The following is an 11,478-nucleotide window of genomic DNA, read 5'->3' on the forward strand; positions in this document are numbered from 1 at the left end:
GGGGTGGCCTGCCGGCCGGCGTGGGTGAGGGTGAGGGTGGAACGCAGCTCGCCGAGTGCGTCGACGCTCGTGCGGCGGATCGCCTCCAACGCCACCTGGGCCTGCTCGGGCCGCCGGTCCAGCACATGCAGGGCCACCGCGGCCTGCAACGAGATGACGGACAGGCTGTGCCCGACCACGTCGTGCACCTCGCGCGCCATCCGCAGCCGTTCCTGCTCGATCCGGCGTCGGGTCGCTTCCTGGGCGGCCTGGGCGGCGGCGAAGCGGTTAAGTCGGATCAGCGCGCCGACGAGCGCCGGCACGCTGCACAGCGCGATCCCCCCGACCATCCCGAAGACCAGCCCCCAGCCGCCGGTGGCGTAGCCGCGGGCGTGGCCCACGGCCGACCCGGCCAGCAGGACGACGTTCGCGACCAGCACCGCCCGCCAGGATGTGCCCCGATCATGGCGCAGGCCGACGGACAACGCCGCGACGACCAGCGGGACGACCGCCGGGCCGTGCGGGTAGCCGGCGGCGAAGAACAGGCCGAGCAGCAGGCTCGTCGCGAGCAGCATCACCAGCGGGGCCCGGCGGCGCAGCAGGACGGTCCCGGCGAGCAGGGTGAGCAGCACGAACGCCGGCGCGTCGAGGGCGTGGGCGGGTGGAACCTGGTCCTGGGCGGCACCGTTCGATCCGCCGATGACCACGGCGGCGGCGGCGACCAGAGCCGTGATGTCCCCCACGGCACGCAGGGGCCTCCTGCGGCGCACTCGTCGACCGGGCGGCGGCGACGGGCGTGCGAGCGCCACCGCCCGCGCGGCCGCCGACCTGTCTTCCGTGCTCGCCATCAACGTCGAAGGTAGCGAGCCGGTGGCGTCATGACATCCGTCAGCGGGCGTATTCGGCGTACCTGCCGCGACGTACCCGGCGCGGCGTACCTGTCCTGGCATGCGGACCACGCGCCGCCCGCCTTGTTACGCTCCCGACCGGATCCGGTGGATGCCGTCGGTGGGAGGCCGCATGCTCGTGTCGGGAACGCCGCCGACGTTGCTGTCGCTGTGGTATCTGGCGGCCTGCCTGGCCGAGCGGGGCGACCAGCTGGAGTACCGGCACCCCCTGGTCGCGGTCCGCAACGCGAACAACCTGGTTGTCGGGGGGCTGGACGTGGTGCGGGGCGAGCCGGCGGCGTCGGCGGTCATCCGCGGGGATGGCTGGTGGTCGCGCGCCGTGCTCGGCACCGCCGCCGCGGCCCTTGCGCCGATCGAGGGCCGGGCCCTCACCGGGCTGTGGGCGACCTTCCAGGGCAAGGCGGGCACGGTGGCTCTGCTGCCCCCTCAGTTGCGCTATGCCCGGATCGAGGCGGCGGCGGATCGGGCGGGCATCTCCGCCATCCTCGCCGGCCGGCTGCTGAGCTGGTCCGACGCGGTGGTGGAGCACTTCCGCCGACAGCCGGTGATCGGATGATCATTGCCATTGAGGGCATTGACGGGGCGGGCAAGTACACGTTGACCCGCGGGCTCGTCGCCCGGCTCACCGACTCCGGGCGCAGTGTGGCGACCCTCGCCTATCCGCGGTACAACGCCGAGCCCCTCGGTCCGGCCGTGCGCGGCCTGCTCGGGGGCGACGCCCGCCTTGCCCCGCTGGCCGCCGCGCCCCGGGCCACGGCGATGATGTTCGCGCTCGATCGGGCGGCGTCGCGGCCCGAGCTCGACGCCCTGGCCGGCGCCAACGATGTGGTCATCCTCGACCGGTACATCGCGTCGAACGCCGCCTACGGTGCGGCGCGGCTGCCGGCGGCCGAGCGTGCCGGCTTCCCCGCCTGGGTCGCCGACCTCGAGCTCGGCTCCCTGTCCCTGCCCGCCCCCGACCTGCAGGTGCTGCTGCGGGTCCCCGTCGACAAGGCGCGAGCGGGCGCGGCGGCGCGGGCCGGCGACGACCCGGACCGGCCGCTGGACGCCTTCGAGACCGACGGCGGACTGCAGGCGCGGTGCGCGCGGATGTACGAGGATCTGGCCGCCCGGAACTGGATCTCGCCCTGGCTGATCGTCGACCGGGACGGCGGAGTCGACACCATCGACGGGTGGCTCGGCGCGCTTCTGCGGTGATTCCGCCGCGACCCCGCGACCCCGCAACCCCGCGACCCGGGTCGGCGGGTCAGCAGTCGACGAGGCAGCTCGGCAGGTCGATCGGTGGGATCCGCACGACGACGACGGAATCGGCACTCGAGCCGCGGTCCGGTGGTGCGGGCGTCGGGGCGTGGTTTGGCCCGGACGTCGCCACCACGGTCATGGCCGGCGAGCCGGTGCCCGCGGTGCTTGCGGTACCCGAGGTACCCGCGGTGCTTGCGGTACCCGAGGTGCTCCCGGTGCGCGAACCGGCCCAGGCCGGGTTCGCCGTCGACGCGACCCGGACGGTGGCGGGCCGAGGTGGGGCGAGGACGACCCCGCGCCCGCCCGGTGGCGAGGTGGTGCCTCCGCCGGCCGCGACCGAAGCGGCGGCGGAGGGGCGGCTGGCAGGGAGCCGGCCGCTCGAGGGGGCGGTGGTGGTGCCGTCGGTGACGAGGGGGGTCGGTTCCCTGGCGCCGACCGCGTCGTCCGGTGCGGGGGCGCCGCGCGGCCCGATCAGGACCGCGACGGCCACCGCTGCGATGGCGACGATCCCCAGCCCGAGCTGCGGGATGCTGATCCCGCGGATGCTCCCTCGGTGCACGCTCAAGCGGGCTCCATCCGTCGACGGTGGCGACGGCCGGACCGTAGCACGTGCATCCCAGACCGGGACACTACGGACAATGAGCTCGCAGCGCCGCCCGATGCCGTCTGATCAGATGGCGTCTGATCAGACGGCGGTCAGGGTCTCCGCGCGCCGGGCCAACCGGGCCTGGGTCTGGTCGAACTTCGCCTGCTGCTGCGTGGCGGTCGCGTCGAGACCGGCGAGGAAGGTGGCGACCTCCTCGCGGGCCTGCTCGCCCGCGGCGTCCAGTCCCGTCAGGTCGAAGAAACGCCACTGGCGCAGGATCGGCGTCACTACGTCGTCATGGTGGATGCGCAGATTGTAGATGCCGGCCCGAGCGATCTGGATGGCCTTGCGGCCGAAGTCGCGGATGCCGGTGCCGGGCATCTGGAAGCCGAGGATCTCGTCGCGGATGGCCTCCACCGTCCGGGACGGGGCGATCTCCAGGGCGGCGGCCACCAGGTTCCGATAGAAGATCATGTGCAGGTTCTCGTCCGCGGCGACGCGGGCCAGCAGCTTCTCGGCGACCGGCTCCGCGCAGAAGCGCCCAGTGTTGCGGTGGCTGACGCGGGTGGCCAGCTCCTGGAAGGACACGTAGGCGATCGACTGCAGCGGCGTGATGCCGGGCCGGTTGAACGCCCTGCCCATCTGGTACATGCGGTCACGTTCGAGGGCGACCGGGTCGACCGCCCGGGTGACCATCAGGTAGTCGCGCATCGCGATCGCGTGGCGGCCCTCCTCGGCCGTCCACCGGTGCACCCAGGTGCCCCAGGCGCCATCCTGGGTGAAACCCTCCGCGATGACCCGGTGATAGCTCGGGAGATTGTCCTCCGTGAGCAGATTGACCTCGAAGGCGATCTGCGCGGCCTTCGACAGCGACGACTGGCCGGGCTCCCAGGGAACGGTGTCGAAATCCCGGCCCAGGCCCCAGGGGACGTAGTCGTGCGGCATCCACTCGGTGGCGATGCCGAGATGCCGGTTCACGTTCGCCTCGGCGACGGGCTCCAGTTCGTGCAGTAGCTCGGTGTCCGTGAGTGATCTCATTGGCGAACTGTTCCAGAATTGGCGGGCGTCAACCATGTCCCACGGGTGTGGATTCCCGGCCGCCGGACTGTTCCGGCCGGTCAGTCCGCCTGCGCCACCAGGACTTTCGCCACCGGCCCGGGGTGGCCCGGCCGAGGTGACTCGCCGGTCCCTTCACATGAAACTCTCACGATGCTCCGATGAACTCGGGCGTCCGGATCCCGGATCCCGGACGCCGGCGCTGGCTCTGACCCGGGCGCTGACCCTGGTCCGGAGCGGCCGCCGGGCCGCCGCCGCGCGACATCGAGGGAGCCGGACATGGCAGGAGCCCCGCGGGTGCTGGTCGTCGACGACGAGCCGAACATCGTCGACCTGCTTCGGATGGCCCTGCGCTTCCACGGCTTCGACGTGCTGACCGCGGCGACCGGCCGGGCGGCATTGGAGCTCGCGGTCCAGGCCCGCCCGGAGCTGATGATCCTCGACGTGATGCTGCCCGACGTCGACGGCTTCGAGGTCTGCCGGACCCTGCGGGCCGGCGGTCAGAGCGTGCCCGTCGTCTACCTCACCGCCCGCGACGCCCACCGCGACAAGATCGCCGGCCTGACCTACGGCGGGGACGACTACGTGACCAAGCCGTTCGCGGTCGACGAGCTGATCGCCCGGGTGCGGGCCGTGTTGCGCCGGACATCCCCGCCGCGGCTCGAGTCCGAGCCCGAACCGCCGGCCACCCTTCGCTTCGCCGACGTCGAACTCGACCCGGACACCCACGTAGTCCGCCGGGGCGGCGAGCCGATCGAGCTGTCGCCGACCGAGTTCACCCTGCTGCGGTACTTCCTGACCAACCCCAACCGGGTGCTGTCGCGGGCGCAGATCCTCGACGCGGTGTGGAGCTACGACTTCGCGGGCGAGCCCACCGTGGTCGACCAGTACGTCAGCTACCTTCGGCGCAAGCTGGGCCGGTACGGGCCATCGCTCATCCACACCCAGCGTGGATTCGGGTATGCGCTGCGCCGGCCCGCGCCGGGGAGCGGTCGGTGACGCTGCGACTGAAGCTGATGGCCGGGCTGGTGGCGCTGTGCGCCCTCGGCCTCGCCGTCGCCGGGGCGGCGAGCGCGTTCGCGCTGCGTTCCTACCTCTACGACCGCGTCGACCAGCAGCTCGGCCGCGCCGAGGTGCTCGGTCGGCTGCCGCTCGCCGCCCTGCTGACCCGTTCCCCGATGCCGGGCCGGGCCGGGGCGGAGCGGGCCGGGGTGGAGCGGGCCGTGGGCCCCACCGACTACCTGGTGGAGATCCGCCGCCCCAACGGCACGGTGCTGCGGGTGGCCGGCTCCGCGAGCCCCCCGCCACCGGCCGCCCCGCTGCTGAACCTCGCCGGACGGTCCGACGCGGGCTCGTCGAAGCCCTCGCCGACCTTCACGGTCGTCTCGGACGGGCAGCGCTACCGGGCGGTGCAGCGTGACTTCCCGGGCGGCACCCGCGTCCTCGTCGCGCTGCCCCTGCGGCCGGTCGCGGACACGGTGCGCCGGCTGGTGCGCATCGAGCTGGCGGTCGGTGCGGCGCTGCTCGTCGCGATGGCCGCCCTGGCCTGGCTGTGGCTCACCCGCGGCCTGCGCCCGCTGCGGCAGATGGTCGACACGGCGGCGGCGATCGCCGGCGGCGACCTCGACCGCAGGGTCCCGGCGGGGCCGGCACACTCCGAGACCGGGCAGCTCGCCGCGGCGCTCAACACGATGCTCGGGCAGATCCAGGCCGCGTTCGCCGCCCGGGTGGCCTCCCAGGAGCAGGTGCGCCGGTTCGCCGCCGACGCCTCGCACGAGCTGCGCACGCCGCTGACGTCCATCCGTGGCTACGCCGATCTGCTGCGCGCCGGCATGGTGCCGGCGGACGAGACCGACCAGGCGCTGCACCGCATCCAGCAGGAGGCTGCGCGGATGGGCAGCCTCGTCGACGACCTGCTCTACCTCGCCCATCTCGACGAGCGGCGCCCGACGCGGCGCGTCGGGCTCGACCTCGCCGCCCTCGTCCGCGACGCCGTCGCCGACCTGCGCGCCGCCGCCCCCGACCGCCCGGTGCGCGCCGAGCTGCCGGCGAGCTGCCCCGTCCTCGGTGATTCGGACGCGCTGCGCCAGCTCGTCGGCAACCTGCTCACCAACGCCCGCGTCCACACCCCGCGCGACGCGGCCGTCGAGGTGCGCCTGCGCGGCGTGCCCGCACCGCCCGCCCGGCCCGCCGAAGCGACCGGCCCGGTGGGACGACCTGCCGGACCGGTCAGCTCGATGCCGCCCGGCGGCGCCGTGCTCGACGTGATCGACCACGGGCCGGGCATGCCGCCAGAGGTCGCCGACCACGTCTTCGACCGCTTCTACCGGGCCGCGGACAGCCGGGCCCAGGGCCGCGGCGGCAGCGGGCTGGGCCTGGCGATCGTCGCGGCGACGGCGCGGGCCCACGGCGGCCGCGTCGAGGTCACCAGCGCCGTCGGCGCCGGCACCACCTTCCGCCTCCTGCTGCCTGCGCCGGCCACCGAACCCACCTCGTCGGGTCCGCACGGCACCGTGAGCCGCACGGCACCGTGAGCCGCACGGCACCGTGAGCCGCAGGCACCGTAGCTGTCCGGCGCCGTGAGGACGCCCGCGGGCGCTTCAGGGGCTGTCCGGTGGTGCCGGCCGGCTCCCGGCGGGGGCCGGCGGGTCGGCGGCGTAGAGATGGGCGAGGGCGGCGGCCGCCCTGGCCAGGGCTGCGCGCAGCTCGGGAGGATCGAGCACCTCCAGGTCGGGCCCGAGCATCAGCAGTTCGCCCTGCGCGTGTCGGACGGACTCGATCGGCAGCCGCGCCCGGATCCAGCCGTCCGGTTCCGGTGCGCCCGCGCTGTTTCGTATTGCCCGGCTGACCGCCGGTGGCAGCCGCAGTGGCGCCATCGCCACCCCCGCCGGGGACAGGCGCACCGTCGCCGTCGCCCGGTAGACCCCGGCCTCGTAGCGGGCCGTCCACGTCGCCCAGTAGATGGCGAGGTCGAAGTCGGGCGGCCGGTCAAAGCACTCCCCGGTCACCGTCAACGAAAGGATCTTCCCGACCCGGTACACCCGCAGACCGGCGGACATACCTTCCTCTCCGCCGTCGGGACTCTCTCCGCCGTCGGGGCTCTCTCCGCCGTCGCGGGTCGCGTCCGCGTCCGGGGGCACGGCGGCCACCAGGTACCAGGTGCCGCTTTTGAGCACGACGCCGAGCGGGTCGAGCACGCGGTCGACCGTGCGGGGGGCCCGCCAGCGCCGGTAGGTGACCTGCAGGCGGTGCTGCGCCCAGACCGCGTCAGCCACCTCGGCGAGCAGCGGCGTGTCCTCGGTCGCCCGGAACCAGCCGGGCGCGTCGAGGTGGAAGCGCTCGCGGACCCGGCCGGTCCGCTCGCGCAGCGGCTCCGGCAGCGCCGCCATCAGCTTCAGCTCGGCTGCCGCGAGCATCGCGCCGAGGCCCAGTTCGGCGGCAGCGCCCGGCATCCCGGCGAGGAACAGCGAATCGGCCTCGTCCGCGGTCAGCCCCGTCAGCCGGGTCCGGTAGCCGGCGAGCAGCCGGTAGCCGCCGGTGACGCCCCGGTCGGCCAGCACCGGGACGCCGGCCTGCGCGAGGGAGTCCAGATCCCGGTGGACGGTCCGGATGGACACGTCCAGCTCGTCGGCGATCTGGCGCGCCGTCAGCTTGCCGCGCGTCTGTAACAGCATCAGGACGGACAGCAGCCGACTGGCACGCACGCCCACATTTTCGCGCGCCAATCCTGACAGGAGAAGTCAGGTATCCCGCCCAGGATGGGTGGAGCAGGCAACACCACCAGGTCCGATGGGAGATGACCATGACGGGAACGGAGACGGTCGGCGGCGCGGCGACCGCGCAGGCGACGTCCTCGGCGGGCGTCACGCCGGCGGCATGGGCAGGGCTGATGCTCGACTGCCCGGACGCCCGGGAGCTCGCGACCTTCTACGGCGAGCTGACCGGCTGGGGCGTCGGGGGTGCCGACGACGGGGGCGCCTGGGCCTACCTGACCCCGCCGGGCACCGCGCTCACGTTCGGATTCCAGCGGGTGGCGGACTACCGGCCGCCGCGCTGGCCGGACCAGGAGGTGCCGCAGCAGTTCCACCTGGACTTCCGGGTCGCGGACCTACCCGCCGCGATCGCCCGCGCGGAGGAGCTCGGCGCCACCCAGGCATCGTTCCAGCCCGGTGGCGAGCGCTGGCGGGTGCTGCTCGACCCCGCCGGTCACCCCTTCTGCCTGTGCCCGCCGGTCCCCGCCGCCGACGCGGGCTGACGCCGAGGTCGGCGTGATTCCGCCGGTGTCGTGCCGCCGCGGCCCGCTGACGGCGGGCCGCGGCGGCGGGCCGGCCGCGCGGCGTGGGGAGTCAGCCCATGGTGCGGGCGCCGTCGAGGGCCTCGCGCAGGATGTCGGCGTGCCCGCAGTGATGGGCGGTCTCGGCGATGAGGTGCAGCAGGACCTGCCGCACCGACCAGCTCGCGCCGGGCTCGAACCAGGGCGCCGCGGGCAGCTGGTGGGCGTCGTCGAGGTCCGCGACCTCGGCGACGATCCGCTCGGTGCGGCGGGCAACCTCGTCGAAGCGGTCGAGCACACCAGCCAGCGTCTCACCGGGCAGCAGCCGGAAGCCGTCGTGGAACTCATCCTGGCGGGCCGTCATGTCACCGTCGAATGCCGAGGCGCCGACGAGGACGAAGTTCAGCCACTGGTGTTCCATGACGGCGACGTGCTTGACCAGGCCGGCGAGGGTCAGCTCGCTGACGGTGGTGCGCCGCCCGGCCTGCTCGTCGTCGAGGTTCTGCACGGTGAACCGGAGGAAGAAGCGCCGCCGCGCCAGGCTCGCCAGCAGGTCGGCGCGCTCGCCGGTGAGCGTGGGCGCGGCCATGTCTGCGGCGTGGCCGCCGGTCGCGTCGGTTCTCGTGGTGGTCATTGCCTGTTGCCCTCCGTCGCCCGTCTGATTGGGATCGACGCTAGGGGAACTTCCGGTCAGAATCTGACCTCAATCATGTGCGGGCCCAGGGACATGGGCGTACAGCGACGCGAGTGAGGTCCTGAGTGGTCGGTGGCCGTGGGGATCTGATCGAGTGGCTGGGAGTCCCTCGGATCAGATGCATCCGTCGGCCGTGGCCGCGCGCCGCCGACAGGATACGTGATGACTACCCACGGTCATGAGAATTTCGGAATCGCTGGTCAGGGCAGGTCGTAGACGCGCCGGGCGTTGTCGGCGCAGATGAGTCGGGCGATCCGGGCGGCGTCGGCGGCGGTCCAGGCGTCGTCGTCGATGCCCTCGGCGAGAAAGGTGGCCAGGCCGCGGCGGAACAGCGTCGCGCCAAGCAGGAACAGCTCGCCGAGCGCGTAGGCGTCGGTGGAGAACAGGAACTTGCCGAACGGGGCGAGTTCGAGGGCCTGCGCGATCAGACCGATGGAGCCGCGCCCGGTGTTGTTGATCGAGAGTCCCAGGTCGAAGTGAACGTTGGCGAAGACCTGGGTGAGATAGGCGGCCTCGCGGTGGAACGGATAGCAGTGCAGTAGCAAGACGGTGACCTCGGTCGGCGCGATCGCCCGCAGCAGGCCGGTGAGCAGCAGCGGGTTGCCGCGGGCGAGGTCGAGATCGGCGTCGCCGTAGCCGACGTGGATCTGCACCGGCAGCCGCGCCTCGACCCCGCACCAGATCAGGAACGAATGCAGGACGGGGTCGTGCAGCCGGATCGGGGCACCACCTCGGATCTCGTTGATCCAGGTGCGAGTGGCAGCGGAGACCTCCCGATCGGTGGGCCGCCGCGCCGGCAGGTCGAGCCCGGCACGGTAGGCGGCGACCGACTTCACCGCGACCGTCGACGGGGTGCGTTCCGCCAGCCGGGTGCGTACCGTGTCGGCGAGGTGGGTGACCCCGATCTGCCCGGTGAGCACGTCCACGGCCGCCTGTTCCGCGATCCGTTCGAGGCGCACGACGTCGAGACCTCGTCCGCCGGCGAATGCGGCGAGGTCCTCGGCGCAGGTGAGCGGCTCGGGTTGGAAGCCGGTGTCGACGCAGAAGGTGGTGATTCCGGACGCCCCCAGCAGCCGCCGGTGCACCTCGGTGTGGCCAAGCTCGGCCCGCCGCTCCAGGTAGGTCTCGGGGTCGGCGTGCGGCGGCAGGTCGAGCGCCGGGGCGCACCAGCGCCGCACGGCGAAGCCGATCTGGCTGTCGAACATTGTGGTGCCCGCCGGGCCGGGTCGATCGGCCTCGGTGAGCATGCTCTCGAACTCCGGGCGGGTGAGATCGCGCCGGACGAGGCCGTGGCAGTGATGGTCGACGAGCTCGTGATCGACGAGTGCGTGATCGACGAGATCAGGTTCGCCGACGCCTCCGGAGCGCCCCATCCCCGACTGATCCCCGCTGGGCGGTGGGAGCATGCCTAGCCAGGGACATCACTTTGCGTAATTAACACTTGCGTGCTGCGGCTGTGGATAACTTGTGGATTACTTCGGCCTGCCTGGGGATAGTCGAGCCGAACATTGGTGATGTTGACGTGTTTTCAGATCTTCTTGCCGGGGCGAAAGCTGTGGACAACTGTTGACGGCTGCCCGGATGCACGGTGGGCATCTCCAGTGAGATCATGGTTGAATATCACTGTCCGTGATGGTCGGGGCGGTGTGAGCGGGGTCTCGTCCAGCGTCTCACCCGGCATCGGGCCCGCGGCCGCGCGAGCATGGTGTCAGGCGAGACCCAGCGAGGGTGGGATTCGTGGGGAAGGCGACATCCGTGGGACAGCGATCTCCGTGCCACCCGAGGCATCCGCGGGCGGGACGATCATGATTGGCCCTGCGTGGGACCGGGCCGCGCCGCGGATCGGCGCCACCGACGGCCACGAGCGCGACCGGCTCGCCGCCGCGGCTCGGCACGCGGCGACGCACCTGGAGGTGCGCGGGGTCGTGTGCGTCGCCTGCACCTTCGTCGACAACAGTGGCATCACCCGGATGAAGGGGGTGCCGGTTGGCCAGCTGGACGCGGCGGTGGTCTGGGGCATCGGCGCATCCCCCGTGTTCGACGCGTTCGGTGTCGACGACAGCATCACCGTCGGCCGTTTCGCCGGCGGCCCGGTCGGCGACCTTCGGCTGCATCCGGACCTGGACCGGCTGACCGCGCTCGCCGCCCAACCCGGGTGGGCGTGGGCGCCGGTGGATCGTCGCGATCAGACCGGCGTGCCCCATCCCCAGGACGCTCGGGATCTCGTCCGGGTCGAGGCGTTGCGCCTGGCCGGACGCGGGCTGCGGGTCGCGATGGCCTTCGAGATCGAATGGGCCGTCGCGCCGGCCGGCGCCGATGGGTTCGTCCCCGCCGCCCGCGGCCCCGCCTACGGCATGACCCGCGTCGCCGAGCTCGGCGACTACCTCCGTGATGTGGTCACGGCGCTGACCGAGGAAGGTCTCGTCGTCGAGCAGATCCATCCCGAGTACGCGGCCGGCCAGTTCGAGGTCTCGGTCGCCGCGCAGGACCCGCTCGGCGCCGCCGACACCTGCGTGCTGGTGAAGGAGACCGTGCGCGCGGTCAGCGGGCGCCACGGCCTGCGCGCCTCGTTCGCGCCGAAGGTTCTCGCCGACGGCGTCGGCAACGGCGGGCACGTCCACCTGAGTCTGTGGGGCGACGGCGAGAACGATGGCGGCGAGAGCGGCGACGGCGACGGCGACGGTGTGACCGGATCCGGTGTGACCGGGCCCAGCGGGTACGGGGCGGGTTCAGGGTCGGC

12 protein-coding genes are annotated in these 11,478 nt (G+C 73.1%); 6 read left to right on the plus strand and 6 right to left on the minus strand.

The annotated features are described in order from the left end of the window. A partial coding sequence (locus tag NBZ83_RS33445; protein WP_261575859.1) for a histidine kinase dimerization/phosphoacceptor domain-containing protein occupies positions 1 to 722 on the minus strand: 722 nt, incomplete at its 3' end. A gap of 277 nt (positions 723 to 999) precedes the next feature. Here NBZ83_RS33445 and NBZ83_RS24125 point away from each other — a divergent pair. Beyond that, positions 1,000 to 1,443 carry a hypothetical protein gene (locus NBZ83_RS24125; protein ID WP_261565583.1) on the plus strand — a complete coding sequence of 148 codons (444 nt, stop codon included), beginning with the start codon at positions 1,000 to 1,002 and terminating at the stop codon, positions 1,441 to 1,443. Further along, entirely contained in the window at positions 1,440 to 2,084 is a 645-nt protein-coding gene (locus tag NBZ83_RS24130) for a dTMP kinase (RefSeq protein ID WP_261565581.1), read from the plus strand. The genes NBZ83_RS24125 and NBZ83_RS24130 overlap by 4 nt, the downstream gene beginning before the upstream one ends. Before the next feature lie 49 nt (positions 2,085 to 2,133). Here NBZ83_RS24130 and NBZ83_RS24135 read toward each other — a convergent pair whose 3' ends face one another. Both NBZ83_RS24135 and NBZ83_RS24140 read right to left on the minus strand, forming a co-directional pair. Further along, positions 2,134 to 2,688: a hypothetical protein gene (locus tag NBZ83_RS24135; RefSeq protein WP_261565684.1), complete on the minus strand. Its 555-nt coding sequence runs from the start codon at positions 2,686 to 2,688 to the stop codon at positions 2,134 to 2,136. Positions 2,689 to 2,814: 126 nt separating this feature from the next. Next, positions 2,815 to 3,753 (minus strand): acyl-ACP desaturase, encoded by a 939-nt coding sequence (locus NBZ83_RS24140; protein WP_261565579.1) that lies wholly within the window; start codon positions 3,751 to 3,753, stop codon positions 2,815 to 2,817. Positions 3,754 to 4,050: 297 nt separating this feature from the next. On the opposite strand from NBZ83_RS24140, the gene NBZ83_RS24145 reads away from it, so the two are divergent. Together NBZ83_RS24145 and NBZ83_RS24150 are read left to right on the plus strand one after the other, a co-directional pair. Beyond that, positions 4,051 to 4,770, plus strand: coding sequence for a response regulator transcription factor (locus NBZ83_RS24145; RefSeq protein ID WP_261565577.1), 720 nt, complete (start codon positions 4,051 to 4,053; stop codon positions 4,768 to 4,770). Continuing rightward, entirely contained in the window at positions 4,767 to 6,305 is a 1,539-nt protein-coding gene (locus NBZ83_RS24150; protein WP_261565574.1) for a sensor histidine kinase, read from the plus strand. Before NBZ83_RS24145 ends, NBZ83_RS24150 begins: the two co-directional genes overlap by 4 nt. A 66-nt stretch (positions 6,306 to 6,371) precedes the next feature. On the opposite strand, the gene NBZ83_RS24155 is transcribed toward NBZ83_RS24150, so the two are convergent. Next, the gene (locus NBZ83_RS24155; protein WP_261575860.1) at positions 6,372 to 7,475 is read right to left on the minus strand and encodes a helix-turn-helix transcriptional regulator; all 1,104 of its coding nucleotides are present in this window, start codon (positions 7,473 to 7,475) and stop codon (positions 6,372 to 6,374) included. A 98-nt stretch (positions 7,476 to 7,573) separates the two neighbouring features. On the opposite strand from NBZ83_RS24155, the gene NBZ83_RS24160 reads away from it, so the two are divergent. Further along, on the plus strand, positions 7,574 to 8,026 hold the full coding sequence (locus NBZ83_RS24160; RefSeq protein ID WP_261565570.1) for a VOC family protein: 453 nt from the start codon (positions 7,574 to 7,576) through the stop codon (positions 8,024 to 8,026). A gap of 91 nt (positions 8,027 to 8,117) precedes the next feature. Here the strand turns inward: NBZ83_RS24160 and NBZ83_RS24165 are convergent, their stop codons facing one another. Then, positions 8,118 to 8,678 (minus strand): DinB family protein, encoded by a 561-nt coding sequence (locus NBZ83_RS24165; RefSeq protein ID WP_261575861.1) that lies wholly within the window; start codon positions 8,676 to 8,678, stop codon positions 8,118 to 8,120. A 260-nt stretch (positions 8,679 to 8,938) separates the two neighbouring features. Further along, complete coding sequence (locus NBZ83_RS24170) at positions 8,939 to 10,111, minus strand: amidohydrolase family protein (protein WP_261565568.1); 1,173 nt, start codon at positions 10,109 to 10,111, stop codon at positions 8,939 to 8,941. Positions 10,112 to 10,543: 432 nt separating this feature from the next. Between NBZ83_RS24170 and NBZ83_RS24175 the strand changes: the two genes are divergently transcribed. Continuing rightward, on the plus strand, positions 10,544 to 11,478 hold a 935-nt coding region (locus NBZ83_RS24175), incomplete at its 3' end, for a type I glutamate--ammonia ligase (RefSeq protein ID WP_498041075.1).

Source organism: Frankia gtarii, assembly GCF_025403375.1.
Taxonomy (GTDB): Bacteria; Actinomycetota; Actinomycetes; order Frankiales; family Frankiaceae; genus Frankia; species Frankia gtarii.

Excerpts from the sequence above, each read along its gene's own strand:
- NBZ83_RS24160 (WP_261565570.1), top strand. The coding sequence starts at position 7,574 with ATGACGGGAACGGAGACGGTCGGCGGCGCGGCGACCGCGCAGGCGACG.
- NBZ83_RS24140 (WP_261565579.1), bottom strand. The coding sequence starts at position 3,753 with ATGAGATCACTCACGGACACCGAGCTACTGCACGAACTGGAGCCCGTC.
- NBZ83_RS24145 (WP_261565577.1), top strand. The coding sequence starts at position 4,051 with ATGGCAGGAGCCCCGCGGGTGCTGGTCGTCGACGACGAGCCGAACATC.
- NBZ83_RS24125 (WP_261565583.1), top strand. The coding sequence starts at position 1,000 with ATGCTCGTGTCGGGAACGCCGCCGACGTTGCTGTCGCTGTGGTATCTG.
- NBZ83_RS24170 (WP_261565568.1), bottom strand. The coding sequence starts at position 10,111 with ATGGGGCGCTCCGGAGGCGTCGGCGAACCTGATCTCGTCGATCACGCA.
- NBZ83_RS24165 (WP_261575861.1), bottom strand. The coding sequence starts at position 8,678 with ATGACCACCACGAGAACCGACGCGACCGGCGGCCACGCCGCAGACATG.
- NBZ83_RS24130 (WP_261565581.1), top strand. The coding sequence starts at position 1,440 with ATGATCATTGCCATTGAGGGCATTGACGGGGCGGGCAAGTACACGTTG.